The 23,825-nt window shown below is 72.6% G+C and carries 27 protein-coding genes; 21 read left to right on the top strand and 6 right to left on the bottom strand.

What is annotated here, in order from left to right:
• Positions 1-3 precede the first annotated feature (3 nt).
• The 9 genes from FHX73_RS18765 (at position 4) to FHX73_RS18730 (ending at position 6,246) form a co-directional block, all read left to right on the top strand.
• Complete coding sequence (locus tag FHX73_RS18765) at positions 4-939, top strand: phage distal tail protein (protein ID WP_145906086.1); 936 nt, start codon at positions 4-6, stop codon at positions 937-939.
• An 8-nt stretch (positions 940-947) separates the two neighbouring features.
• Positions 948-2,132 (top strand): hypothetical protein, encoded by a 1,185-nt coding sequence (locus FHX73_RS18760; RefSeq protein WP_145906085.1) that lies wholly within the window; start codon positions 948-950, stop codon positions 2,130-2,132.
• Between the two features lies 1 nt (position 2,133).
• The gene (locus FHX73_RS18755; protein ID WP_170304955.1) at positions 2,134-3,234 is read left to right on the top strand and encodes a hypothetical protein; all 1,101 of its coding nucleotides are present in this window, start codon (positions 2,134-2,136) and stop codon (positions 3,232-3,234) included.
• Positions 3,234-3,968: a hypothetical protein gene (locus FHX73_RS18750; RefSeq protein ID WP_145906084.1), complete on the top strand. Its 735-nt coding sequence runs from the start codon at positions 3,234-3,236 to the stop codon at positions 3,966-3,968. Before FHX73_RS18755 ends, FHX73_RS18750 begins: the two co-directional genes overlap by 1 nt.
• A 109-nt stretch (positions 3,969-4,077) precedes the next feature.
• A complete protein-coding gene (locus FHX73_RS18745) occupies positions 4,078-4,377 on the top strand; it encodes a hypothetical protein (RefSeq protein WP_145906083.1) in 300 nt (99 codons plus the stop codon).
• A gap of 213 nt (positions 4,378-4,590) precedes the next feature.
• Entirely contained in the window at positions 4,591-4,764 is a 174-nt protein-coding gene (locus tag FHX73_RS44715; RefSeq protein ID WP_170304954.1) for a hypothetical protein, read from the top strand.
• Positions 4,761-5,504, top strand: a complete 744-nt coding sequence (locus tag FHX73_RS44710) for a peptidoglycan-binding protein (RefSeq protein WP_170304953.1) — start codon at positions 4,761-4,763, stop codon at positions 5,502-5,504. The genes FHX73_RS44715 and FHX73_RS44710 overlap by 4 nt, the downstream gene beginning before the upstream one ends.
• Before the next feature lie 50 nt (positions 5,505-5,554).
• The gene (locus FHX73_RS18735) at positions 5,555-5,923 is read left to right on the top strand and encodes a hypothetical protein (RefSeq protein ID WP_145906082.1); all 369 of its coding nucleotides are present in this window, start codon (positions 5,555-5,557) and stop codon (positions 5,921-5,923) included.
• On the top strand, positions 5,920-6,246 hold the full coding sequence (locus FHX73_RS18730; RefSeq protein ID WP_145906081.1) for a hypothetical protein: 327 nt from the start codon (positions 5,920-5,922) through the stop codon (positions 6,244-6,246). The genes FHX73_RS18735 and FHX73_RS18730 overlap by 4 nt, the downstream gene beginning before the upstream one ends.
• Positions 6,247-6,853: 607 nt before the next feature.
• On the opposite strand, the gene FHX73_RS18725 is transcribed toward FHX73_RS18730, so the two are convergent.
• Positions 6,854-7,171, bottom strand: coding sequence for a hypothetical protein (locus FHX73_RS18725; protein ID WP_145906080.1), 318 nt, complete (start codon positions 7,169-7,171; stop codon positions 6,854-6,856).
• 38 nt (positions 7,172-7,209) lie between these two features.
• On the bottom strand, positions 7,210-7,503 hold the full coding sequence (locus FHX73_RS18720) for a hypothetical protein (RefSeq protein WP_145906079.1): 294 nt from the start codon (positions 7,501-7,503) through the stop codon (positions 7,210-7,212).
• A 130-nt stretch (positions 7,504-7,633) separates the two neighbouring features.
• Between FHX73_RS18720 and FHX73_RS18715 the strand changes: the two genes are divergently transcribed.
• The 5 genes from FHX73_RS18715 to FHX73_RS18695 all read left to right on the top strand — a co-directional run bounded on the left by FHX73_RS18715 (position 7,634) and on the right by FHX73_RS18695 (position 11,235).
• On the top strand, positions 7,634-7,846 hold the full coding sequence (locus FHX73_RS18715; protein WP_145906078.1) for a hypothetical protein: 213 nt from the start codon (positions 7,634-7,636) through the stop codon (positions 7,844-7,846).
• Positions 7,839-8,351 (top strand): DUF6879 family protein, encoded by a 513-nt coding sequence (locus FHX73_RS18710; RefSeq protein WP_145906077.1) that lies wholly within the window; start codon positions 7,839-7,841, stop codon positions 8,349-8,351. Before FHX73_RS18715 ends, FHX73_RS18710 begins: the two co-directional genes overlap by 8 nt.
• Before the next feature lie 13 nt (positions 8,352-8,364).
• A complete protein-coding gene (locus FHX73_RS18705) occupies positions 8,365-9,219 on the top strand; it encodes a helix-turn-helix domain-containing protein (protein WP_145906076.1) in 855 nt (284 codons plus the stop codon).
• 292 nt (positions 9,220-9,511) lie between these two features.
• Complete coding sequence (locus FHX73_RS18700) at positions 9,512-10,477, top strand: terpene synthase family protein (protein ID WP_145906075.1); 966 nt, start codon at positions 9,512-9,514, stop codon at positions 10,475-10,477.
• Complete coding sequence (locus tag FHX73_RS18695) at positions 10,474-11,235, top strand: hypothetical protein (protein ID WP_145906074.1); 762 nt, start codon at positions 10,474-10,476, stop codon at positions 11,233-11,235. Before FHX73_RS18700 ends, FHX73_RS18695 begins: the two co-directional genes overlap by 4 nt.
• Positions 11,236-12,045: 810 nt before the next feature.
• Here the strand turns inward: FHX73_RS18695 and FHX73_RS18690 are convergent.
• Positions 12,046-13,062, bottom strand: a complete 1,017-nt coding sequence (locus tag FHX73_RS18690; RefSeq protein WP_145906073.1) for a helix-turn-helix transcriptional regulator — start codon at positions 13,060-13,062, stop codon at positions 12,046-12,048.
• A gap of 159 nt (positions 13,063-13,221) precedes the next feature.
• Here FHX73_RS18690 and FHX73_RS18685 point away from each other — a divergent pair, with 159 nt between their 5' ends.
• The 3 genes from FHX73_RS18685 (at position 13,222) to FHX73_RS18675 (ending at position 15,463) form a co-directional block, all read left to right on the top strand.
• Positions 13,222-13,413 (top strand): hypothetical protein, encoded by a 192-nt coding sequence (locus tag FHX73_RS18685; protein ID WP_145906072.1) that lies wholly within the window; start codon positions 13,222-13,224, stop codon positions 13,411-13,413.
• 457 nt (positions 13,414-13,870) lie between these two features.
• Entirely contained in the window at positions 13,871-14,320 is a 450-nt protein-coding gene (locus FHX73_RS18680) for a DUF4442 domain-containing protein (RefSeq protein ID WP_145906071.1), read from the top strand.
• Between the two features lie 318 nt (positions 14,321-14,638).
• The gene (locus tag FHX73_RS18675) at positions 14,639-15,463 is read left to right on the top strand and encodes a hypothetical protein (protein WP_145906070.1); all 825 of its coding nucleotides are present in this window, start codon (positions 14,639-14,641) and stop codon (positions 15,461-15,463) included.
• A 65-nt stretch (positions 15,464-15,528) separates the two neighbouring features.
• Here the strand turns inward: FHX73_RS18675 and FHX73_RS18670 are convergent, their stop codons facing one another.
• Positions 15,529-16,371, bottom strand: a complete 843-nt coding sequence (locus FHX73_RS18670) for a spermidine synthase (RefSeq protein WP_145906069.1) — start codon at positions 16,369-16,371, stop codon at positions 15,529-15,531.
• A 67-nt stretch (positions 16,372-16,438) separates the two neighbouring features.
• Positions 16,439-16,870, bottom strand: a complete 432-nt coding sequence (locus tag FHX73_RS18665; protein ID WP_246213592.1) for a hypothetical protein — start codon at positions 16,868-16,870, stop codon at positions 16,439-16,441.
• A gap of 441 nt (positions 16,871-17,311) precedes the next feature.
• Here FHX73_RS18665 and FHX73_RS18660 point away from each other — a divergent pair, with 441 nt between their 5' ends.
• The gene (locus tag FHX73_RS18660) at positions 17,312-18,718 is read left to right on the top strand and encodes an NsdA family TPR-like regulatory protein (protein WP_145906068.1); all 1,407 of its coding nucleotides are present in this window, start codon (positions 17,312-17,314) and stop codon (positions 18,716-18,718) included.
• A 48-nt stretch (positions 18,719-18,766) separates the two neighbouring features.
• On the opposite strand, the gene FHX73_RS18655 is transcribed toward FHX73_RS18660, so the two are convergent.
• Positions 18,767-19,417 carry a histidine phosphatase family protein gene (locus FHX73_RS18655; protein ID WP_145906067.1) on the bottom strand — a complete coding sequence of 217 codons (651 nt, stop codon included), beginning with the start codon at positions 19,415-19,417 and terminating at the stop codon, positions 18,767-18,769.
• Positions 19,418-19,524: 107 nt separating this feature from the next.
• Here FHX73_RS18655 and FHX73_RS18650 point away from each other — a divergent pair, with 107 nt between their 5' ends.
• From FHX73_RS18650 to FHX73_RS18640, 3 genes are read left to right on the top strand one after another with little or no spacing between them, the layout of a single operon-like run.
• Positions 19,525-20,721 carry a hypothetical protein gene (locus FHX73_RS18650; protein ID WP_145908380.1) on the top strand — a complete coding sequence of 399 codons (1,197 nt, stop codon included), beginning with the start codon at positions 19,525-19,527 and terminating at the stop codon, positions 20,719-20,721.
• A complete protein-coding gene (locus tag FHX73_RS18645; protein WP_145906066.1) occupies positions 20,718-22,283 on the top strand; it encodes a hypothetical protein in 1,566 nt (521 codons plus the stop codon). The genes FHX73_RS18650 and FHX73_RS18645 overlap by 4 nt, the downstream gene beginning before the upstream one ends.
• Positions 22,280-23,725: an AAA family ATPase gene (locus tag FHX73_RS18640; RefSeq protein WP_145906065.1), complete on the top strand. Its 1,446-nt coding sequence runs from the start codon at positions 22,280-22,282 to the stop codon at positions 23,723-23,725. The genes FHX73_RS18645 and FHX73_RS18640 overlap by 4 nt, the downstream gene beginning before the upstream one ends.
• Positions 23,726-23,825 lie beyond the last annotated feature (100 nt).

The raw sequence follows: 23,825 nt of genomic DNA, 5'->3' as shown, positions 1-23,825 counted from the left end.
ACCGTGGCTGGTGAGCTCGTGACCGGCCCGGGCCTGATCCAGTGGGGCACCCTGCTGCTCGGCCGCTCCCGGGCCGGCGGCGTGGCCACCACTCCGTACCGATGGGGCACCATCACCGGGTGGGAGGAGACTCCCGCGCTGGACTCCGGCACGGTCGCCCGCGCGCAGGACATCGGCGCATGGCCGGGCCGGTTCCTCTCCCAGGTCCGCACCATCACCGTGCCGGACCTGACGATCCGCACCGCACCCGGCGCCCTCGGAACCGCGGTGCGGACCCTGGAGCTCTCAACCGGGCCGGGCCCGAACACCGAGCAACCGCTGGTCGTTCAGCTGGATGAACGCGGGCCGCTGCTGGTCTGGGCCCGGCTCACCCGGCGGGCACTGCCGGTAACCCCGACCTGGCAGGTCGGCTGGACGGCCGGCGGCGCGCTGCAGTGGGAGTGCTCGGACCCCCGCCGGTACGTGGTGGCCGAGCAGTCCGCAGTGACCGGGCTGCCCGCGCCGGAGTCCGGGCTGAGCTGGGGCGCGCCGAGCGAGACCGGCTTGAGCTGGGGTTCGCCCACGGAAACCGGGTTGGCGTGGGGTACACCGGGAAGTACCGGCGACGTTGCGGTCACGAACTCGGGCACCGCACACGCGAACCCGATCATCGAGTTCCGAGGGCCCGTCACCACCCCCTCGATCACGCTACTGAGCACCGGTCAGGTCCTGGAGTACGGCATCACGCTGGCCCTCGGGGATGTCCTGACCGTGGACACCTGGGCCGGCACGGTCCTGCTAGGCGGCCAGTCCCGCATCGCCACCGCCACCCTGCGCAGTTCCCCCGAGGGGTCGTTCGTCCTCCCGGCCGGCACCTCGACCTTGTCCTTCCGGGCAGCGCCCGGATCCACCGACCCCGCAGCGTCCGCCACCGTGCGGTACCGCTCCGCCTACTGGTAGGAGGCCCCGTGACGGTCCGCTCCGCCTGGCAGCTCAACCCGGGCCAGACGCGCTCCGACTCCCGGCTGGCGCCGATCGGCACGTTCGCGCCGCTGGACGCCACCCAGACCCGCGCCGGAGTCGTCCCGGGCGGCACCCCGATGCTCCTCACCGGCTCCGGCATGACCGGCTCGCTCTCGATCGGCCGAGCAATCGTCCAGGGCACCGCAACGCAGGGCGCCTACCCGGTCGTGATCACCGCGGCCGAGCCGATCACCGTGGCCAACGGCCACGCCTCCCTGCCCCGGATCGACAGTGTGTTCCTGGTGGCGTACGACCAGCTTTACGACACGAGCGGCCAGACCCTGGCCGCCGTCGTCTACGTCCAGGGCACCGCAGCCAGCACCCCGCTTGCGCCGGCCGCACCGGCCACCGGCACGGCGTACCTGCGGCTCTGGGACATCGCGGTACCGGCTGGCGCGAGCGCGGGCAGCCCGATCAGCTGGGGCACCGCGCTGACCGACCGGCGCACCTACACCGCGGCTGTCGGCGGAATCACCCCGGACGGCGCTGCGGTCGGCGCCTACCCGGGCCAGTACCGGGACGGCAACGGCTACATCGAGCGGTACAGCGGCAGCGCCTGGGAGTCGAAGGTGTACCTCGGCGCCGCCGGCCAGGTCGTCATCGGCTCCGACGTCTCCCTCTCTCGCTCTGGCGCTGGGGCGATGCAGGTCAACGGTTCCTTGAACGCCACCGGCGCGGGCGGCTACCTGCTCGCGCGCCGTACCGCCGACTCCGCCGCGGTGACCAACAACACCACCCTTGCCGCAGACAGTGCGCTGACCGTGAACGTGGCGGCGAACGCCGTCTACACCGTGACCGGTGTCCTCGGGTTCCAGGCGAGCACTACGGGCGACATCAAGGTGCAGTTCGTCGGGCCGTCCGGGGCGACGTTCGACTGGGTGGCAACCGCTCAGGACTCCACCGGCACCAGCGCGGTCGGGACCGTCATCACCGGGCGTGCTGCCATCACGGACGCCCAGGTATTCGGCGGCCGCGGAGCCGGATCGACCAACACGGCGCTGATCAACGGCCTGCTGGTCACCTCCAGCACGGCCGGAAGCTTCGGAGTGCAGTGGGCGCAAGGTGCTTCCGACGGCACGGGAACGCTGATGAAAGCCGCGTCGTACCTGCTGCTGGACCGGGTGGTCTGACGTGGCCCAGACCGATCAGCTGCTGGTCTGCGACCTGCGATCCGACCAGCTCATGGACCGCATCCCAATCAGCGGCCTCAGCTTCGATGACTACATCGGCAAGACCGGCTCGCTGGCCGGCACGGTGCCGATTCCGGATGCGGCGATGGCCGCCCGGGCCCAGGCGGCGCTGCTTCCTGGTCGCACGATGCTGTGGCTGCAGCGCGGCATGGACATCGTCTGGGGCGGGATCCTGTGGACCGCCACCCCGACCCGGGACGAGCGCGGCCGGTGGACGCTCCCGATCCAGGCCGCCGGTGTCGAATCGTACTTCCGTGCACACCAGCAGCTGACCGACACCCAGGTATCTACAGCTGTGGACCAGTTGGACATCGCACGCGGCCTGATCGCCTACTGCCAGGGGCGGACTGGTGGGAACATCGGCGTGGAGATCGACTACACCCTCACGTCCGGGACGCTCCGCAACGCCACCTACCTGTCGTACGACCTGCCGTGGGTCGGTCAGCTCATCGACCAGCTGGCCGCCATGCAGGGCGGATTCGAGTGGCGGATCAACTGCTACCGGGATGGCACCGGCGCGCGCCACAAGGCCCTGCAGCTCGGCTACCCCAAGATCACCGCCGGGTCGAGCGACGTGGTCCTTACCAGCCCCGGCCCGATTACTGCCCTCAGCCTGCCGCAGGACGCCACAGCCCAGGCCAACGCCTGGACCAGCCGCGGCGCAACGATCAACGCCAACATCGCCGGGGTCTCCTACCCGCTCGTGTCCGGGCCGCTGACCACCCCGGCCGACTACGCCGCGGGCTGGCCGCGCCTGGACGGCTCCAGCGACTACAGCACCGTTTCGGTGCAGAGCGACCTCGACCAGCACGCTGCCGCCGACCTTGCCCGCGCGGTCCGGCCGATCATCATCCCGACCGTGCGGGTGCTCACCGGTGGTGGTGCCCTGCCGCCGCTCGGCTCCACGATCCGCCTCAACGTGCTGGACCCCGTTTGGTCTCCGGCGGGGTGGACGGCCCGCTACCGGCTCGTCGGCTACAAGGTCACCCCCGAGGAACGCGGCCGGCCGGAGAGCACCGACCTCTACCTGGAGGCCATCTGATGCCCGAAGTTCCGCAGACGATCCTCGACCGGATCAGCACCATCGAGGACCAGCTGCGCCAGCTGACCGGCCGCGCCCAGATCCGGCCCGCGCTCACCCAGATCCTCGGCGGGGACGTCAGCATCGGCCAGGGCGGCCGGCTGATCGTCACCACCCCGGCCGGCCAGCAGATCCTCTACATCGGCAAGCAGACTCCGAGCCACCCGGACGGGAGCGACCAGCAGGGCCTCATCGTGCGGCGGGAGGACGGCAGCGTCGCGCTGACGGTGTGGACCGGCGCCGGCAGCGGCGTACAGCCCGTGACGATCTGGGACCACCTCGGCAACGGGCTCTTCGCCGAGGACCTGGTAGCGGGCGGCCTCGCAGCGCCGTACATCGACGCGTCCGGCTGGTTCGGCGCCACCGAGTACCCGGCCTACACCACCAGCGGTGCCACCTTCGCCACCGTGATGCATCTGCCGTGGATCAAGCAGCACCCGAAGGTGGAGGCCAACTACCTCGTGCGCTGCTCAGATAGCTCAACTGCTGGCGAGATCCAGCTCGTTGACGACTCTGGAATCCAGATCGGCCCAACCGTGGCCTGCCCTGCGGGCGCGTTCACCTACGGCAGGCTCCAGGGCGCGGTCGGCGGTGCCTACCAGCAGCGCATGTACCTGCACTGGCAGGCTCGCACGACCTCGGGCTCCGGCACGATCGGCGTCAAGGGCCTGTCCACGTACGGCGTGCAGTCCTGATCAGGACGAACTCGCGCTCGGTGTCGGGTCGGCGAATGTCGGCCGCATCCCACCGTTCGGCGCGCCCGGAGCACTGCTGGGGTCGGCCGCGCGGCTCGGGTACGGGCCGTTGTCCACCGTTCCGGTGCCCCCGTTGTGCTGGCCGGCCACCGCGCCGGGCGGCCCGTCGGGCGTCTGCGCGGGCGGGGAGGCGCTGGGCGGCGTCGGGCTGTCGGCCGGCGCGGTCGGACTGGTCAACTTCGTTCCCCTCGTCGGGCTCTGGCTGGCCGTCGGCTTCGGCGCGGCAGCTGCAGCCGAGGTCGGCGTCTGGGCCGTCGGTGCGGCGGTCGGTGACGTGCTGGTGCTCGCAGAGGCCGTCGCGGTCGCGCTGTCGGACGGCGCCGGACTGGCGACCTGGTCACCCACCTGAACCACCGTCGTCCTGCTGCCGCCAGCCGGCGCGCTGAGCGCCACCGCGGTGGCGCTCCCCCCGGCAACGACCGCCACTGCCGCTACAGCCACCCATGCCCTGCGGATCTTCATCATGCCCCCTATCGGCTCCGGCCGACGCTACACCGCCCCCGGACGCCATCACCACAATTCACGCACCACGCAACCAAGTTCAGCAGATTCAGGAGACCTCATGACCACCCCGCCCCCGGCCACTCCCGACGTGCCGCAGTACCAGCTGCTGCGCGACACCGGCAACGGCCCGACCACCCCCGACGAGCAGGCGATCCTGCACGCCGAGTTCGGCGCCCCGGATGCCCGCGGCGTCTACGGCGCCCCGACCACCACCGAGGAGACCACCGCATGAGCCTCGACTCGATGATCCAGACCGCCGAGCAGTCCCTCGGCCTGTCCGGACGCCCCAACGCGCTCACCAACGACTACGCCAGCCGCGAGGGCCAGGAGTACGCCGCCGCGCCCTGGTGCGACGAAGCCGTCACCGAGTGGGCCCGCCAGTCCGGCAACTTCGCCGCCGTGTGCCCGAGCAGTCAGGACTACGCCTACACCGTCGCCCACGCCCAGGCATTCGCCGACGCCGGCCAGTGGCACAGCGGCATCGACGGTATCCAGGCCGGGGACATCGCGTTCTTCAACTGGGAGGGCAACCTCACCGTTGCTGGCATCGAGCACGTGGGCGTTGTGACCGGCACCAGCGGTGCCTACGCCCTGACCATCGAGGGCAACACCGGCGACGTCTGCGCCCGCCGGGTGCGCGGCGCCAACGTGATCGTGGGCTACGGCCGGCCGCCGTACGCCTCTGCGGTGCCCGCGCTGGCGCCCGCTCCGCTCCCGGGCGGCCCGGAATGGCCCGGCGAGTACCTACGCCTGCAGAGCTCGATGGAGCACGACGACAACGTCCGCACCTGGCAGCAGCACATGCACGACCGCGGCTGGTCGATCGCCGTGGACGGCTGGTACGGCCAGCAGTCCGACTCGATCTGCCGACAGTTCCAGCAGGACTCCACCGCCCACGGCTGGCCGCTGGCCGTGGACGGCGTGGTCGGCCCGGCCACCTGGGACGCCACCTGGCGACGCCCGGTCAGCTGAGCCAACCGACCACCGCCCCCTCAACCCAACCCGTACTGACTGGAGAACTCATGTCCCTGATCACTGACCTGCGCGCCGAGCTGGGCAGCGCGTACCTGCAGCAGCAGGTCGGCCGGCTGGCGCGGATCACCGCGCTGGCCGCCGGCGCCCAGCTGACCGCCCTCGGCACCGGCCACCTCGACCGAACCGCGCTCACCGCGGCGGCCGTCGGCATCGCGGAGACCGTGTACCGGCAGGTGGTGCCGGTGGCCGGCTGGGGTCCGCTGGCGCGGGCGCTGGCCGAGCGGCTGCACCTGATCGCCCCGGCGGTGCCGGCTCCGGCGCCCGCGCCGGTCACCCTGGTGCCGCCGGTCGTTGCCGACCCGGCACCGGGCTCCGCGCCGATCGTGGACGGTTCGGGCCCCGGCGGCGCGGCGTGACCGAGGCCCCGGATCCGGCGACCGCGCTGGAGTTGGAGCGGATCCGGGGCCAACTCGGCGAGGGGTTCGCCAAGATCGAGGGCGGCCTGGCACTGCTGGTGCAGCGGTCCGACCAGACCGACCGGGCCCTCGGCCACCAGCGCGCCGAACTCGTGGACCAGGACCGCCGGCTGACGGAACTGGAGCGGGCCCAGTCCGCTGCTGGCGACCTCGGCGGCCGCGTCAATCGCCTGGAGGCACGCCGCTGGCCCCTCCCGGCGATCGGCGCCCTTACTGGTGTCGGCGCCCTCGTCATCGCCGCGGCCTCGCTTCTGCATCACTGAACCACCGCGCCCCCGCACGGCTACGGCCGCGCGGGGGCGCTTCGTCATGCTCAGCGGGTGGGCGGCCAGGATGGCGGCTCGGTACCCTGCGGCGGCTGGCCGGTCTGTTGCTGGGGCGGCCAGGGTGCCGGCTGCTGGGCGCCGGGCCGGGGCGGCTGTCCCCACTGCGACGGCGCCGGGTGGCCGTGGGGCTGTTGCGGTAGTGCGCCTGTCACCGACGTCTGCCAGCCCGGCAGGTCAGGGCGCTGCTGGTGCGAGCTCAGCATGTGGCGGCAGTTGGGACAGTGCTTCGCGACAGCACGCTTCACCACCCAGCTGATGCCGGCGGTGCTGATGTGAATGAGGCCGATGGCGGTGCTGATGCTGGCGCGGACGGCGCCGGGCTGGGTGCAGGTGGTGCAGTCACGGCAGCCGCTCACAATCTGTCCTTCCGTCAGAGGTGACGTGCGGACGGTACTTGACGTGTGCGCGAGGCGTGTTCGACGTTGCTGATCCGTGATCATCTCGACTCACCGTGCGGCCCGACTCGATGTCCAGCCGCCAACTTGAACGACCTGACTACGTGCCCGCGCCTCCGTCTTCGCGCCGGCGGGGCACTTCCTCGTTCTCAGCTGGCGGAGGCCCGCGTGGCGTCCTGGAGCGCATCCCAGGTCGGCCAAAGAACCCCCTGCTCGCGAGCTTGGACCAGGACGGGGTGCTGGCGGACAGCGCGACCGAACTCGTCCCGCTCAGCGCGGAGTCGACCCAGCTCGGCGGACTCGTCCTCGCTCCAGGCAGCTCGCTCCAGGGCCTGTTCGGGGTCAGGGTGGAGCTCGCGTCGCTGGGCGTCCACGCGGCTGATGTACTCGGCGACCGCGGTCTCGGCGGCGATCCGGGTGCGCTGGAGCTGGACGAGGTCGGGCGGGATGGGGAGGGCGTCGGGCACGGTCGGGATCCTAGGGTGCGGGTCGGACGATCGGGGGGCTACGCGCCGAGGTCTGCGGCGTCGAGGCCGGCTGCGGTGAGGGGCTGGATGGTGGCGGGGTCGTGGCGGAGCCACGCCCAGCCGTCGCCGGGGTTGCGGGTCGTCCGCCAGCGGACATGGGCGACCCACCCGGACGGAAGGCGCTTCCAGGCGGTCAGTAGCGCCGGCTGCCATCTGCCCTCGACGTGCACGATCACGATCTGCCACGCGGCCCGGTACGGGTGCAGCCCGGGGCCGTCCATCTCGGCGCGGTCGGCCGGGAGCGCGTCGGCAGGGCAAGTCGGGGCGTACACGCAGCCAGCATATCGCTCACATGTTCGATAGCACGCTGGGGCGCAAGTTCTCGCAAACTTCTGGCGGTCCAGTCGCTTAACGTGCAAGCCTGAACACAGAGATCGCCAAGTCCCTTGATCGGAGGCCAGGATGGCACTGCACAAGCTTGGACAGGACCCGGAGAGCCCGGAGGGCAAGTCGCCCACTCTGTACTACGACGACGAGACCGACAACTACCTCATCCAGGGCTGGAAAGTGCTGGACCCTGAGCGCAGGTCACAGCTCGACCTGCCCGATCATGAGGATGTGATCGAGTTCCCGAAGCGCATGATGAAGTTCTTCCCGGAGGTGGACGGTGGCTGAGGTCCCCTCGATTGAGGACCTCTTGACGGCCTGCCAGCACTCGGCCGTCCACTTGGAGATGCGTGACGGCTACATGCTGGACGACCCGATGTTCCTGGCCTGGAAGGCTGGTGACGTCGAGGCCTCCGGCAGGGCGCAGAGCCCCTGGCTGACGTTCATGGCGGACACGACGAACCGGGGTGTCCAGGTACGCCGGGCCCGGATCGTCTCCGAGCCGGTAAGTGAGTACATCCGGTTCGAGTACGAGATCACCGATCGCCACAACATCGCCGTCGGCGAGCACGTCCGCTGGCTACCGCGCCGACGAGCGACCGACTTGGCGTTGCCCGGCAACGACTTCTGGCTCTTCGACGGCCAGCTGCTGCTGCTCAACCACTTCGACGGCGATGGCAACTTCATCGACCACGAGCTGATCAGCGAGCCTGGGGTCATCAAGCTGTCCGCCACAGCATTCGAGGCGGTCTGGAGCCGGTCAACCCCTCACGAGGAGTACCAGCCGGCCTGACCGGCTCAACATCATGTCCCCAAGCTCGCCATCGTCCAGCGTGCAGGAAGCGCGTAATGCGCTAGGCCTGCGCCTACGCGAGATCCGGAAGGACGCGCTGCTCAGCGCGCGAGCCCTCGCGCGCCTGGCGGGCTGGCACGAGTCGAAGTGCTCGCGCCTTGAGCATGGTCACGCAATGCCGTCCGACGCCGACATTCGGAGCTGGACCCTGCATTGTGGCGTGCCGGACCAGGCGGCGGACCTGATCGCTACAGCCCGGGGCATCGACAGCGCCTACGTTGAATGGCGCCGCATCGAACGCCCCGGGCTGAAGCACGCGCAGGAGTCCATCCGCCCGCTCTTCGAACGCACCCGACGGTTCCGCATGTACCAGTCCTGGGTCGTTCCCGGGCTACTCCAGACGCCTGCTTACACGAAGACGGTCCTGGAGACAATCGTGAAGCTGCGGGGCGCCATTGACGATGTCGAAGACGCTGTCGCGGTTCGCATGGACCGCCAGCGAGTGCTGCACACGGGGCACCATCGCTTCGCTGTGGTCATCGAGGAGTGGGTACTCCGGAGCGTGATCGGTGACGCGGAGGTGATGGCCGCACAGCTCGGCCAGCTGATCGCGGTGGCGACCACGCCGGCGATCAGCCTCGGCATCATCCCACTCGGAACGATTCGTGGCGGCGGCTGGCCGACGGAGTCCTTCACGATCTACGACGATGCGCAGGTCAATGTGGAGTTGGTCTCCGCGCATCTCACCGTGACCAGCCCCGGAGGGATCGCCGAGTATGCGCGCGCGTTCACCGAGCTGGAGTCGCTTGCGGTTTACGGGGCCGCCGCGAGGGCCCTCGTCATAGCGGCGATCACCTCTCTTGGGTGACCGCATGCAAGTTTGCGCACACTTGTGGTGCTCGGTTCCGCCCCCTCTCTACCGTCGTCGGCATGGCAGATCTCGCGGCGTCCGTGCCGCAGCCTGGCACCGGGCTGCTGCTGCCGGACCACCTCCTGAGACATCCCGACCGGCGTCCGTGCTGCGACTGCGGCGCGCCGGACGCCCCCTACCGCGGCGAGCAGCGCACTGTCAGGGTCCCCCCCGGCGCCCTGCGGACCGAGCAGCTGTGGCGATGCGAACCTCACGAGCTCCTGCGCCGTACCAAACTGGCGGTGGTCAAATGATGCCGCGTCAGACCGTACACACCACGCAGCCGGACCCTCGGCTCCCTGAGCTGAAGGCCTTGATCCAGGGTTGGCTGACGACCAGCCGGCTGGTCGACGATGTGGACGCGTTCCTTGGCCATGGCTACGTCGACCTGTGCCTGCACGCGTGGCCCGACGCCAGCAGCGCCCGGCTCGACCTCCCGGCACGGTGGGCTGTCTGGACCTGGGCGGTGGATGACTACCTGGACACCCAGGACCTGAGCCACGCCGAGGTTTGGCAGTTCGCCCGAGAGGTTAGCCGCGCGATCTCCGGCGGCGCTCTCACCGGTGAAATCCATCCGGCCGTCGCAGCTCTCGTACCGCTTGCAACGGCAACCAGGACACTGATGCCGGACACCTGGTGGCACGCCTACCAGGGTGAGCTCGTCGGGTGGATCGTGGCCGTCGAGCACAAGTTGGCCGAGTTCGTCCGGCCCGGCCGGATCCCGTCACCGCGCGAGTACCAGGCACTACGGCCTGCCGACGGGGGGATGGTGCTGGCCGCACGGTGGACTCAGCTGGCCACCGCCACTGTGCCCGACCAGCGGCACGCCAGGCGCGTCCAGGGGATCCTGGAAGCGTTCTCGAAGGTCGGGTGCCTTGCGAATGACCTGCGTGCCAGCGACGGCGAGGTGTTCAGCCTCATTTCGGTGCTGGCCGAGTCCGAGGGGGTGACGATCCGCGGGGCGCGGCACCGAGCGACTGTGCAGCTGGCCGTCGAATGGGAGCGTTGGGAATCCACCTGCAGCGCGCTGCAGGAAGACGCCGAGGAGCCCCCGGCAGCGCCGGTGGTGATCACCTCGCCTCTGGGCGTCGAGGTCATCGTGAACACTCCTCGGGTCGTTCGCGGCCTCGACCAGTTCCTCCGGGCTCTGTTGCCGTGGACGGAGACGAGCGCCCGGTACGCGACGCCGGCCGCAACAGAGGCTCGGTCGCGATGAGCGGCCGGCTGGAGCAGCTCTGCGCCGAGCAGCGCGCCGTCGCGCGGCGCGCCCGCATCGCGTTCGAGGCCGAGCTCGCCCGCGCCGGCGTGAGGCTGCCGTCCCTCGGCCTCGACGACCCCGGCGACGGCTACCGCGGCGAAATCCAGGTCGAGCTCGGCCGCGCCCGACCCGACGTGCTCGACCAGATCACCGAACTGCTGCGCGAGGCGCTCGACGCCCGCGAGCAGCGCAGGCCCGACGACGAGCCGGCACCTGACGCAGAAGCAGCCGCCCTGGTGTCCCGAGTCTGGACGCTGGCAACCGACCCCGAGGGCTGGGAGCGGACTGGGCGGTTTATGCCGTGCCGCTGCGTACTGGGGAGGGCCGGGGGGTGCGTGGTCGCGGCCTGCGTGGCCGCGGCTGAGCTGCCGCCGCTCGGCACAGAACTGACGGGCCCCCTCGGCCGCGGGCTGCTGCTCGCGGCACGCAGGGAGGTAGATGCGTCCGGTGTAGTCAGGCGCACGACACTCGCCTGGCACAGGCCTCGACGAGGCCGGACAGGTTCCTACAGTTGGGCGCTCGAATGCGCGGCTGAGCAGGTCGTCCGGCCGGCCCGGCGTGGCTGGATCTTCCCGCCACCTGCCCAGCTGCGGCTGCTGTACGACCAGCTAGGCAATTCGTCCCTGGTGGGGGACGCGCTCGGCATTTCCTCGTCCGCTGTGCGAGAGCACATGCAGCGCGTCGGGCTGGCCCGTCGGCGGCGCCCGGGGGCCTGATGAGCGCCCGACGTGGCGGCGGTGATTGCCCCCGTGGCGGTCGGTTCGACGCCGGCCGCGCCGATGACCAGACGACTCCCGTGCCGGGGGCAGCCGCTCACATGCGCTCCCGGCACGGGTCCGGGGCCGCCCCGTCCAGGAAGCCGGGGCGGCACACCAACATGGAGTAAGAGCACCATGCCTGACGAACCGCCACCACCCCCACCGCCGCCACCACCCGCGCCGGAGGTCCCGGACTACATCCCGCCGTCGGTGAGCTGTGTGCTCTGCGGAGGCGCCCCCTGTTACATCAACCACTGGATGTAGGGATCTGCCTGAGAACGGGCTCAGGTCGGCCGGCGCGCGGTGGCGCGCCGGCCACTGGCGCGTCAACGCACCAGGCACCTGGTGACTGTGACTGGGCCGGGTAGTTGTCACCACCTCCAGGAGCGAACTGGCCACTCAGGGCGGTGCGCTTGCTCGAAGCGGTAACCGGGTGGTCGCAGTGCCCTTGTTTGAACTTGGGCCGCCCGCTCACCCAAATTCATACACCCGTTCGATATCATGAGCACCTCAGCCGGGGGGCCGAGTACCGGAGCACGCCCTGAGCAGCAGGTTCACCGTCAGCGCCGACGGCCTAACAACACCCACACTTCACTCCGACCTACGGGGTGCGATCACAGCCCTGATCGAGCTGCTCGATGCACTCCCGCTGGACGATGCGCACGCTCGTGCGGGCATCATCGAACTCCTGGCAGACACCGCGGTGGTTGAGGCATACCTCGCTCGCGACCGCGAACTTCGGCTCGACCTGGTAATGGCCAGCCGCCACTATGAGGTGGCCATCTCCTGCTTGTAGTCGACGTGGTTGAGGCCCCACCAGTACATCAGCTGAGCCAGGGACCCGGAGCCGGTAGCGGCCCGAAGGGACGCGAGCCGGCCCGTGACGAAGCGACGGGAGACGTACAGCTCCGCGGCTGCCTGGTCCTGGTCAAGTCCACGCGCCAAGCAGCGAAGAATTCCCACCTCGCTGTCGGTCAGCGGCAGCCGGGGGACCGGCTCGGCAATCGTCCCATCCCAGGGTTTGGCCCGGCCCCAATCTCGTTCGAAGCCAGCCAGCCAGTGGAAGACGAGCAGCGGGTTCGTGATGATCATGGCGGCATTCGTGGGGTCTGGCTCCACAACCGCCGCGCTGCGGTGCAGCAACGACGTAATCACGGTGTGGTAGTCGATGATGATCACCCGAGCGAAGTCGGAGCTCGTACGGATCTGCACTCCCTGCTCGCCCATGGTCTGTGCCCAGCGGGCCGTGGGGGCGTCGGTGCGGACCGACGGAAGGTAGATGGTGCGCATTTTTGCACCACGGCGCAGCAGGGGCATGTCGCGCTCGTAGGAGCGCGCGAGCACGGCTGGAGACCTCGGCCCGGTCGGATGTGCCGTCAGGGCCTCAACCGTGCAGGAGGCGGTGATGAGGCTGATTCGGCGCTCGATCTCCTCGTAGCCGCGTACGACCTCAACACCGCTCGTCACGGCCTGGCCAGCCTGCGTGTGGGCCCACGCTGTGACAAGCGGCTGCAGGGCCGCCTCGACCGACCGGGCCTCGGTCAGCGCGGTGGCTGCCATCGTGTAGAGGTCGCTCTGCCAGCCGCGGAGCGCGGAACTGACATTGAGTGCCATGTAGTGTCCGGGGCGTTCCGCATCGGGCGCCAACAGCTTGACTGCCAGCAGCTGTTCCCGTTCAGGCGAGTCCGAGGGGTCCGTCAACTCGCCACGCAGCACCCGGAGGTAAAGGTCGTGCGCTGCCGGAATGAGAAACGGCCGCTCACCCGCGGCCCGTGCCTGTCCCATTTATCCCCCAAGGTCGGCATTGCCGGAGTGCTCAATTGGGCACGGTTTAAACGATACCGTGGGAACGCTTGATCCAATGGTCAACCACCGGCCACGCTTGCATGCACAGGGACCCCACGCACCATCCATCTCAGCTGCACACGAAAGGGGCGTACGCCAGTGCCCAAGCGGTCGAAGTTCTCCATTGCAGTCGCCACCGCCATCGCGGCCTGCGCCATCGTCGGGGCAGCCCTAACGGGCATCCAGCACGCCGACAACTCCCCCATCGCCGACACGGCCTGGGGCACCGCCGTCCAGTCGGACTCCACACCGCCCGCCGCGGCGGTCGCGGACACCGGCTGGGGTGTCTGACGAACTCTGGCTCCTCGGGCCCGTGCTGCGAGAGACATCACGGGCCCGAGGTTGCGTCCGCTGCTCAAGGCTCCCCAGGCTCTGGGTGGACGCATGGGCCGCTGCTCCTGGCGCGGAGCGGCGGCCCCGTTTGCATTCTCGCGCACGCGGGTCCGGTCGGGTCAACACCGGTGCTGACACGTCAACACAGACTGCCACCAACCCGGGCCAAGTCGGGCCAGCTCAGATCAACGCTCGCCCCAGAGTGGCTGGTCAGGTAAATCCGCAGGTCAAGCCTGTGTAACAAATCGGGTTCGAGTCCCGTCACTCACCCCATCGAAGTGGCCCGGTCTCCTTGAGACCGGGCCACTTCTGCATTTCCGCCCATCCTTCCCACCCCTCCTCTCCGGCGCCCGTCCGAACCCCGTTCAGGACGGCACCTGTTCAGCGATCGCTACCGATGAGTAACATGTCGGCCATGACCACGACTCCCACGGTCGGCGAGATGCTGGCCGCCACCGTCCCGATGGCCCGCACGCTGAACCTCACCTTCCTGGAGACCAGCGCCGAGCGCGCCGTGCTCCAGCTGCCCGACCAGCCCGAGTACCACAACCACGTGGGCGGGCCGCACGCCGGCGCCATGTTCACGCTGGCCGAGTCGGCCAGCGGCTGCATCGTGCTGGCCGCCTTCGGCGACCAGCTGTCCCGCGCCGTGCCGCTCGCGGTCAGCGCCGAGATCGCCTACAAGAAGCTCGCCATGGGCGCGGTCACCGCCACCGCCGTGCTGGGCCGCCCGGCCGCCGAGGTGGTCGCGGAGCTGGACGCCGGCCAGCGCCCGGAGTTCCCGGTCACCGTGGAGATCACCCGGGCCGACGGCGCGGTGACCGGCGTGATGACGGTGAACTGGACGCTGCGCCCCAACAGCTGACCGGCCACAGCCGACCCACCGCAACTGACCGACCGCAACTGACCGACCGCAGCCGAGCAGACGTCCCACGAACCACACCCGTCCCACCAACCCCACCCGCTGCCCGTCGAGCTGGCGCACCGTCAGATCGACCGAAAATCGCCGCCACGCGGTCGAGCCGGCGGGGGGACGGTGGGTTCAGCTGCGGCGTCAACGGTCCGCGTGACCTCCGCCCGGCGCGCCTCGTTCTCCCCTCACGTGCGAGTCAATCAAGCGTCACCCGGGCCCGAACCGCAGCCCGCCGCCTCGGCGGCACCCGCCCGCACGGGGGGCGGGCGGGTGCCCCGGCAACGGGTCGCCACCCTGGCTGCGGCGAGCGCGGTCCTGGCCCAACTCTGGGGCCTGGGCATCGGCGTCGCACACGCCGTCGACGGGAGCGCCGCCGATCCGGTGGGCCGCACCGTCCGGTCCGTCGGCAGCACGGCCGGGCAGGGCACGGGGGCGCTGCCGGACGGCGGCTCGACCGTCCTACCGGTCTCCGGCGGCACCACCGACGTGAACGGCCTGCTGCGCGACCGGATCCGGGCCGGCGGCCTCCCGCTGCCGGGGCAAGTCACGGCCGTGCCGGACGCGTTCGCCATCGCCGCGGTGCTGCTCCCCGGGCCGGCGGCCCAACCGGGCTCCCCTCGCGACCCGGTGCGCGGCGCGACCGCCGGTGCCGCGGGCGCGCAGCCGCCCACCGGGACCGGGCTGCCCGGCGCACGGGGTGCGCTGGGCGACGGCGCGGGCACGCACCAGGGGAGTGCCCGCGCCGAGGACCCCGGACGGCACGGTCCGGGCGCCACCCGGTCCGCGCCGGTGCCCGGGGGCGGTGTCGAGGACGGTCAGCCCGGATCGCACGACTCCGAGGCCGCCTCCCGGGACGCGGAGCGCCCGGCGGTCGGCGCGCCCCACCCGGTGAACGGCGGGCCGGCCCTGCTCACCGCTCCCGCGGACGGCGGCGGCGCCTCGGCCGGTCTCGGCCAGCCGGTGGCCGCCGCGCAGGACGCGCAGTCGTTCCCCGGAGGCGGGGTGCGCAGCGCCGTGCTGATCCCGATCGCCGCCGGCCTGCTGCTCACCGGCGCGGCCATGTACAAGCACAAGGGCCTGCCCAAGGGCCACTGAGCCACTGAGCCGCCGCCCCCGGCAACTCACCTACCGCAGAAAAGCGTTCGCCCGGCCGGCACCCGTCAGAAGGTGTTCGGCGGCGGCGCCGGCGAGGGCACCGCCGAGGCATCGGTCACCACCGGCGCGCCGGCCGGGAAGGCGGCCAGCGCGGCACCGTGCTCGACCCGCCCGAGCGCCGCGTCGGAGGCCGTCCGGCGGGTCAACTCGGCGATCGGCAGCGGGGTCTGACCGGCCGCCAGGATCAGGTTGCCGAACCGCTTGCCGCGCAGCACCGCCGGGTCGGCGATCAGCGCCAGCTCCGGGAAGACCGCCCGCAGGGTGGCCACCTGGGAGCGGGCGAAGGCGAGTTGGAAGCCGTCGGTGATGTTGGTCGCGTACCGCCCGCCGGGGGCCAGGGCCCGCGCGGCGAGCGTGGCGAACTCCACGGTGGCGCAGTGTGCGGGCACCCGGGCGCCGGCGAAGACGTCGGCGATCACCAGGTCGAAGGCGCCCTCGGGGGCGCGCTCCAGCACCGCGCGGGCGTCGCCGCCGCGGACCTTGATCTGCCAGCCGGGCTGCAGCGGCAGTTCCGCCCGGACCCAGTCGGTGAGCGCGGTGTCCAGCTCGGCCACCTGCTGGCGCGAGCGCGGGCGGGTGGCGGCGGTGTAGCGGGCCAGGGTGAGCGCACCGCCGCCCAGGTGCAGCACCCGCAACGGCCGCCCGGGTTCGGCGGCCAGGTCGATCAGGTGTCCCAGGCGGCGCTGGTACTCGAAGCCGAGGCGGCTGGGGTCGGCCAGGTCGACGTGCGACTGCGGTGCGCCGTCGAGCAGCAGCGACCAGGACTGCGGGTGGTCGCGGTCGGGGCGCAGCTCGGCCAGGCCGGTGTCAGTGCGGTGGGTACGCGGGGCGCGCTGTTCTCGTCCCATACCGCGAAGTATCCCCGGTGGGCCGCGGGAACGCGCAGGTGGGGGCCCTCGGGCAGGCAGCCGGGGACTAGAAGGGCCCGAGTCCGCCGGCGGCCAGGGTGCGGGCCGCCTCGCAGAGCGCGTCGCGCAGCACCCAGGGATCGGTGGGCCGCGGGGCGAGCTCCGGGCCGGTGGGCGGCAGCAGCCAGCGCGGGTCGGTGGCGGGCAGCGCGGCCGCACCGGGGGTGCAGCTGGTGCCGACGAGCTGCCAGCGCTCGGCGGTGCCGGCCGGGACCAGGAAGGCGACGGTGCCGGCCGGCCCCTGCACCACCGAGCCGCAGGCCCGCCGCAGCCGCAGGATGTCCACGGTCTCCAGACCGTGCCGCAGCGGGACGGTCACGGTGTCGCAGCCGCGGGCCCAGGCGGTGCTGCGTCCGCTGAGCGACCGGCCCTCCGCCGCGCTGCCCCCGCCGGCGGCCGGGCTGCGGAAACTGCGGAACTGCGGCAATCCGATGACCATCACTGCGGGCCCTTCTGACTCGGTTCGCTACCCGTGACCATCACGTCCGCTTTCCCCGCCGTTCGGTCCCGCGCCGCTGGATCCCCTGCTGGAACAGGGAAACTGAGGGCACGTCAGGAGAACTAGTGACCTGATGGTATGAATGTGACTGCTGATGAGCTCAGGCCGAGCGGCGGCTGCCGTCGAGCGGCGCGCACCACCCGCCTTCCCGATATCAACACAACGGGTCCGGGCCACGGATAGCCACGGGGCGCCCTACAGCAAGCCATGGCATTTCATGGCGGATCCGCAGATATATGTCTGCTTTGCCATCAATTCGCAGCTATTTTCCCCGAAACCCATCGTGAGCTCCTGATGACAGCCGGTACTGTCGAGCCGTCGCCTCGGTCGGGCCCACCCGACCCACGGGCCCCACCCCGCACCACAGCTCGGAGCGACCCCATGGCACATCCGGCCGGTCACGCCGGCGCGGCCACCGCGCCCGTTCCGCCCGCCCGCCCCGTCCCCAACGCCACGATGCGCGAGTTGCGCGGCGGACTCTCCCCAGCGGAGTTCGCCACCGTGATCCGCCGGGCGGCCCGGGAGATCGGCGAACACGTCTCCTGCGACGCCCGCTACATCGGCCGGGTGGAGGCCGGCGAGATCCGCTGTCCCAACTACGCCTACGAGCGGGTCTTCCGCCACCTGTGGCCGGACCGGTCGCTGGCGGACCTCGGCTTCGCCCCGCGCTCGGCCGTCCGGCGCCGCTCCACCGCGCGCCGCCCCGCGCCCCCGGGGCACCCCCCACATCTGGACCCGCACCACCCGGACGAGGAGAACGACGACGTGCACCGCCGTACGTTCCTGACCGGCGGCCCCACCGCCCTGGCCACCGTGCTGGGCCTGGACGGACCCGCCCGCACCACCGACCCGCTGCTCTCCCCCACCGCCCCACCGGCACCGCGCAGAGTCGGCGCGGCCGACGTCCAGATCGTCGAACAGGCCGTCCGGGAGATCCGGTTGGCCGACGACGTGCACGGCGCGGACACCCTCTTCGAACGGGCCGGCCAGTCGCTGCGCAACGCCTACGTGCTGCTGAACGAGGGCGAGTTCTCCACCACCACCGAGCGCCGGCTGCAGTCCACCGCCGGCGAACTGGCCATCTCGGTCGGCTGGCTGGCGCACGACTCCAACCGGCTGGGCGACGCCCGGTCGTTCTACGCCGAGGCCCTGGCCACCGCCCGGATGGCCAACGACCCGGCGCTGGAGGCCCACGTCTTCTGCAACAGCGCCTTCCTGGCCCGCGACGCCGGGCGCCCGCGCGAGGCGCTGCGGGCCGCCCAGGCGGGCCAGGCCGCCGCCGCCCGGCTCGGCTCAGACCGGCTGCTCGCCCTGCTGGCGATGCGCGAGGCCGGCGCCTGGGCACTGCTGCACGACCGGTCCGGCTGCCTGCGGGCACTGGGCCGGGCCGCCGCGCTCTTCGAGCACGGGGAGTCGGACGCCGACCCGGAGTGGATGTCCTTCTTCGGCGAGGCCGAACTGGCCGGCCTGGAGGCGCAGTGCTGGTCCGCGCTCGGCGAGTGGGACCGGGCCAGCGAGCGCGCCGGGCAGGCGATGGCGTTGCAGGAGCCGCACTTCGTGCGCAACCGGGCGCTCTACACCGCCGAGTTGGCCCACGACCGGCTGGGCCGGGGCGACCTGGCCGGGGCCGCCGAGCACGGCCGGGCGGCGGTCGGCCTGCTCGACCGGGTCCGGTCGGCCCGGATCCGGTCGATGCTGGCCGCCACCGCGACCCGGCTGCGCGCCCACCCGGACGTGCCCGGGGTGATCGGCTTCCTGCACGCCCACGACGGGGCCCGGGCGGCCTGACCCGCCGTCAAGGCCAGGTCCGTCAGGGTCCGGACCGTCAGGGTCCGGTCAGGCGCCCAGCCCGTCCAGGTGGCTGTGGTCGTTCCAGATCTCGATCGCCGGCGCCCCGTACTCCCAGGAGAGCACCGAGAGCGCGGCCGTGCCGAGCTTGAGCCGCTGGCCGTACTCGGGCGCCAGGCCCAGCCAGCGGGCGGCCAGGATCCGCAGCAGGTGGCCGTGGGCGAAGACCACCACGTCGCAGTCGGCCGCGTGCATGGTGGTGGTCTCCGGGTGCGGGGTGCCGTGGTCGGCCGCCACGTCGGCCAGGAAGGCGTCCACCCGGGCCGCCACCTCGGAGATCTTCTCGCCGCCCGGCACGCCGTCGCGCCAGATCAGCCAGCCGGGGTTGTCGTGCTCGCGGATCTCGACGCCGGTGCGGCCCTCGTACTGGCCGTAGTCCCACTCCAGCAGCTCCGGCCGGTCCACCGCCCGGGCGCCGAAGCCGGCCAGCTCGGCGGTCTCCCGGGCCCGGGAGAGCGGGCTGGTGTACACCCGGGCGTCGGGCAGGCCGTTCCACGGCGCGTTGGCCAGCCGCACGCCCACCCGGCGCGCCATCTCGCGCCCCTCCTCGGTGAGCGGGATGTCGGTCCGGCCGGTGTGCTGGCCGCTCGCCGACCAGGCGGTCTCCCCGTGGCGGACAAGGATCAGACGAGCGGGCATCGCGGACTCCTGAGGGCTGGGCGTTTCGGCACCCCCATGATCCCCCACCACCGCACGGGCCCGGGTTGTCGGGTCTGTCAGTGCCGGATGCGACACTGGCGAGCACCATGAACGTCTCGCTCGCAGAACCCGCGCGGCGGCTTGCCGCGCTGCGCGGCAGGGCCGAGCAGCGCGGCCTGGACGCCCGCGCGCTGGCCGCCCTGGCCGCCAACCCCGGCTGCCGCCGCCGGGCCCTGCTGGACGCCGCGGGGGTGGACAAGGGCGCGGTGGCCGGCCGGCTCGGCCGCCCGGCGCCGTTCGGCCGCTCGCCGTTCGCGATCGCCCGCGGCACCGTCTTCGAGGCCCGGCTGAAGGCCGAGGAGTGCGCGGGGCTGCTCACCCCGCTGCGCCGGCACCTCGGCCTGCCGGAGCACGACGCGGACCGGCTCGCGACCCCCGACCTGCTGCCCGGCGCGAGCCCGGCGGTGCGCGCCGCCCGGACCGCCGAGGCGCTCGCGGAGGCGGTCCGCGCCTCGCTGGCCGACCCGCACCGCTGGACCCTGCTGGACCACCCGATGCTGCGCCTGGAGGTGGCCGGCGCGCCCGCCTACCTGGAGCCGGACGCGGTGGTGGTGCAGGGCGGCCGGTGCACCGTGGTGGAGATCAAGTCCTTCCCGGTGCTCGACGGCTCGGCCGACCCGGCGAAGGTCGGCGCCGCGGCCCGGCAGGCCGCGGTCTACGTGCTGGCGCTGCAGCAGGCCGCCGGGGTGCCCGAGGAGCGCCGCCGGCTGCCCGACCCGGGCGTGCCCGGCGCGCCGGAGCTGACCGTGCTGCTGGTCTGCCCGCTGGACTTCGGCAGCCGGCCGACCGCCGCCGCGATCGACGTCCGGCGGGAACTCGCGACCACCCGGCGCCAGTTGGGCCGGCTGACGCGGATCGAGGAGCTGCTCGACGCGCTGCCGCCCGGCCTCAGCTTCGACCTGGCGCCCGACGGGGCCGGCCAACCCACTCGCCCGACGGCCGAGTTGGCCGAGGCGGTGGACGCGGTGCCGGCCACCTACGGGCCCGAGTGCCTGTCCAGCTGCGAACTCGGCTTCCACTGCCGGTCGCAGGCCCGCGCGACCGGTTCGCTGGAGCAGCTGGGCCGGGGCGTGCGCGCCGACTTCGGCGAGCTGCGCACGGTCGGCGAGGCACTCTGCGCCGCCGCCGGGACCGAACCGGAAGATGGGGGCCCCTCCCGGCCGAAGGCTGGGGGAGAGGCGGCCGAGCGCCTGCGGTTCGCCGCTCGCCTGCGCGCCGAAGCCCTGGCCGGGGCGACCCGATGAGCCTGCTCGCCACCCTGGCCCGGCTGGAGGCGGTGCGCAGCGGCCGGGCCGAGCCGCTGGCCACCGTGCGCCACCGCCACCTGGGCGAGCGCCCGATGGTGCTGGTACCGCTGGCCAGCGCGGCGCAGGACGGCGCGCCGCTGGCCGTGCTGCTCGGCACCGACCGCGAGGCGCCCCGGCTGCACCTGGTGCCGCAGCCGCTCAACCGCGAGCTGCGCACCGAGTTCCTGACCGCCTTCGCCGACGACCTGCTGCCCTACCTGGAGCCCTTCGCCACTGCGACCGAGCCGGTCGAGGGCACCGAGAAGGACCCGGTGACCGGCGAGAAGACCACCGTGGTCCGGGAGTTGTGCGCCGACGCGCCGCAGCTGCTGGTGCCGAACGCGGGCGGGGTCCGCCACCTGGCGCTGCTCGGCCGGGCCACCCGGTTCCGCCGCACCGCGGCCGATCCGGACCCGGGCCCCTACCCCGCGCCGGCCCGGGTGCCGCTGCTCGGCCGCTGGCTCACCCACTTCACCGACCGCGCCCAGGTGCCCGGTTCCAGCCTGCTGCTGCCGATGACCGGCCTGCTGGCCCGGCACTGGGCGACCGGCCAGTCGATGCTGGAGGACCAGCACCTGGCCGCCCAACTCGCCTGGCACCACCCGCCGCAGGGCCTGACCGGCGCGCAGGCGGCCGAGCTGGCCGAGACCGAGCGGGACGAGCACGGCCAGCTGACCCACCCGCCGGCCGGCCCGGCCACCGATCCCCGGTTCGACGAGAAGGTGCTGGCCCCGGCGATCGCCCGGTTCGATGCGGCGCTCACGGTGCGCCGCCAGGGCGGTCCGGGCGAACCGGTGGAGCGCTGCGTCGAGCAGCTGCGTGCGGCCCTGCTCGCCATCCTGCTGCCCACCTGGCGGGACGTCTGGCGCGGGCTGGACCTGCTGCGCGAGCTGCCGCCGGCCGCCCACCTGGCCGAGCGCTGGGAGGGCGACCGCTGGTCCTTCACCGGCCACCGGGACCGACTGGCCGCCGGCGAGCCCCCGCAGCCCCGGCTGGACGACGCGGTGACGGCCGCCCGCAAGCTGGCCCAGCGCGAGCGCGAGCAGGTCCGCCTGGACGTCCAGGAGGCGCTGGACGATCCGCTGGCGATGGCCGAACGGCGCCTCGCCGGCGAGGCGTTCACCGCCGAGGTGGTCGAGGTGGTGCCGGACTGGGACACCTCGGGCCGCTCCCCCAAGCCGCGCCCGCTGCTGGTGCTGCGCACCGCCGACCGGCCGCACGCCGAGCTGGGCGTGGAGGCGCACCGGGTCGGCGGGGCCACCGCACAGAAGGCCCGGGTGGTCGAAGTCGGCCCGGAGCCAGGGGTGTTGACGCTCCGGGTGCTGAACGGCATGGGCCGCAAGCGGGACCCGGAGCCGGGCACCCTGCCCGAGGTCGGCGAGCAGGTCCTGTTCACCCTCTTCGAGTTGACGCCGCGTCAGTCGGCCCCGCTGCCGGAGCCGGACGACACCCCGTGGACACATGGTGGCCCGCCGTCCGCCGTCCAGAGTTCGACTGCCGTCGCCGAAGAGTGGGCATGACCAGCACTGTGAGCTTCCTCGACACCACCGCGCTCGCCGATCCCGGGGCGGCGGCCGACGCCGCCGTGTCCGCGATCCTGGACGCCACCGTGCGCCCGGCGCCCGGTGCCCCGCGCGGCGTGGTGGTGGACTCACCGCCCGGCGCCGGCAAGTCCACCCTGGTGGTGCGGGCCGCGCAGGAGCTGGTCGGCTCCGGCGAGCGGCTGATGATCGTGGCCCAGACGAACAGTCAGGTGGACGACCTGGTCGACCGACTGGCCCAGAAGGCGCCGGACATGACGATCGGCCGGCTGCACGGCGCGGACGCGCTGCCCGCCGCCGAGGCGCTGCGCCACCCCAACGTGACCGCCTCCGGCAAGCCGGCCGACCTGCTCGGGCTGGACGTGGTGGTGGCCACCGCCGCCAAGTGGCAGTGGGTGCGCGACGTCGAGCCCTGGCGGCACGCGATCGTGGACGAGGCCTACCAGATGCGCTCGGACGCGCTGCTGGCGGTGGCCCGGCTGTTCGAGCGGGCGCTGTTCGTCGGCGACCCGGGCCAGCTGGACCCGTTCACCGTGGTCGGCACCGAGCAGTGGAGCGGCCTGTCGCACGACCCGTCGAACAGTGCGGTGGTCACCCTGCTCGCGCACAACCCGGCGATCCAGCCGCACCGGCTGCCGGTCTCCTGGCGGCTGCCGGCCACGGCCGCGCCGCTGATCTCCGAGGCCTTCTACCCCTACACGCCGTTCCGCGCCGGCACCGGTCCGGGCGACCGCCTGCTGGTGCCCGCCGCCCGGGCCGACGGTTCGGCGGTGGACGCGGCGATCGACGAGGCCGCCGAGTACGGCTGGTCGCTGCTGGAGCTGCCCGCCCGGCACACCGTGCGGACCGACCCGCAGGCGGTGGCCGTGGTCGCCGCCACGGTGCGCCGGCTGCTGGAGCGCTCGCTGACCGCCTCCTCCGAGCAGGGCCACCGCCCGCTCACCGCCGACCGGATCGCCGTCGGCACCGCGCACCGCGACCAGGCGGCGGCGGTGCGGGCCGCGCTCGCCTCGCTCGGCATCCCGGTGGACGGCACGGCCGGCCAGGCGGTCACCGTGGACACCGCCAACCGGCTGCAGGGCCGGGAGTACGACGTCACCGTGGTGCTGCACCCGCTCTCCGGCCGGCACGACGCCACCGCCTTCCACCTGGAGACCGGTCGGCTCTGCGTGCTGGCCTCCAGGCACCGGCACGCCTGCATCGTGGTGGCCCGGGCCGGCATCCCCGAACTGCTGGACGAGCACCCGGCCACCGATCCGGTGCAGCTGGGCAGCGCGGTGCGGATCCCGCAGGGCTGGGAGAGCCGGATCGGCCGCGAGGTGGTGCCGCTGCTGGAGCGGGTCGGCGCCCAGTTCCCGGACGGCTGGGAGGCCAACCACCGGGTGCTGGCCGAGCTGGTGGAACACCGGGTGCGGCTCTGAGCCGGCCGGCCACCGGTCCGCGGTCGACCCGACCGCACGGTGCGCCGAGGGGCGTGCGGGGCCGCAGAGCGCCGGACCGAGCACCGTTCCGCGTGGGCGG

This window comes from Kitasatospora viridis (assembly GCF_007829815.1).
Taxonomy (GTDB): Bacteria; Actinomycetota; Actinomycetes; order Streptomycetales; family Streptomycetaceae; genus Kitasatospora; species Kitasatospora viridis.
This window is presented reverse-complemented; position numbering and strand designations above follow the sequence as displayed.

Excerpts from the sequence above, each read along its gene's own strand:
- FHX73_RS18750 (WP_145906084.1), top strand. The coding sequence starts at position 3,234 with ATGCCCGAAGTTCCGCAGACGATCCTCGACCGGATCAGCACCATCGAG.
- FHX73_RS44715 (WP_170304954.1), top strand. The coding sequence starts at position 4,591 with ATGACCACCCCGCCCCCGGCCACTCCCGACGTGCCGCAGTACCAGCTG.
- FHX73_RS44710 (WP_170304953.1), top strand. The coding sequence starts at position 4,761 with ATGAGCCTCGACTCGATGATCCAGACCGCCGAGCAGTCCCTCGGCCTG.
- FHX73_RS18735 (WP_145906082.1), top strand. The coding sequence starts at position 5,555 with ATGTCCCTGATCACTGACCTGCGCGCCGAGCTGGGCAGCGCGTACCTG.
- FHX73_RS18715 (WP_145906078.1), top strand. The coding sequence starts at position 7,634 with ATGGCACTGCACAAGCTTGGACAGGACCCGGAGAGCCCGGAGGGCAAG.
- FHX73_RS18705 (WP_145906076.1), top strand. The coding sequence starts at position 8,365 with ATGTCCCCAAGCTCGCCATCGTCCAGCGTGCAGGAAGCGCGTAATGCG.
- FHX73_RS18700 (WP_145906075.1), top strand. The coding sequence starts at position 9,512 with ATGATGCCGCGTCAGACCGTACACACCACGCAGCCGGACCCTCGGCTC.
- FHX73_RS18695 (WP_145906074.1), top strand. The coding sequence starts at position 10,474 with ATGAGCGGCCGGCTGGAGCAGCTCTGCGCCGAGCAGCGCGCCGTCGCG.
- FHX73_RS18690 (WP_145906073.1), bottom strand. The coding sequence starts at position 13,062 with ATGGGACAGGCACGGGCCGCGGGTGAGCGGCCGTTTCTCATTCCGGCA.
- FHX73_RS18680 (WP_145906071.1), top strand. The coding sequence starts at position 13,871 with ATGACCACGACTCCCACGGTCGGCGAGATGCTGGCCGCCACCGTCCCG.
- FHX73_RS18670 (WP_145906069.1), bottom strand. The coding sequence starts at position 16,371 with ATGGGACGAGAACAGCGCGCCCCGCGTACCCACCGCACTGACACCGGC.
- FHX73_RS18665 (WP_246213592.1), bottom strand. The coding sequence starts at position 16,870 with ATGGTCATCGGATTGCCGCAGTTCCGCAGTTTCCGCAGCCCGGCCGCC.
- FHX73_RS18660 (WP_145906068.1), top strand. The coding sequence starts at position 17,312 with ATGGCACATCCGGCCGGTCACGCCGGCGCGGCCACCGCGCCCGTTCCG.
- FHX73_RS18655 (WP_145906067.1), bottom strand. The coding sequence starts at position 19,417 with ATGCCCGCTCGTCTGATCCTTGTCCGCCACGGGGAGACCGCCTGGTCG.
- FHX73_RS18650 (WP_145908380.1), top strand. The coding sequence starts at position 19,525 with ATGAACGTCTCGCTCGCAGAACCCGCGCGGCGGCTTGCCGCGCTGCGC.
- FHX73_RS18645 (WP_145906066.1), top strand. The coding sequence starts at position 20,718 with ATGAGCCTGCTCGCCACCCTGGCCCGGCTGGAGGCGGTGCGCAGCGGC.
- FHX73_RS18640 (WP_145906065.1), top strand. The coding sequence starts at position 22,280 with ATGACCAGCACTGTGAGCTTCCTCGACACCACCGCGCTCGCCGATCCC.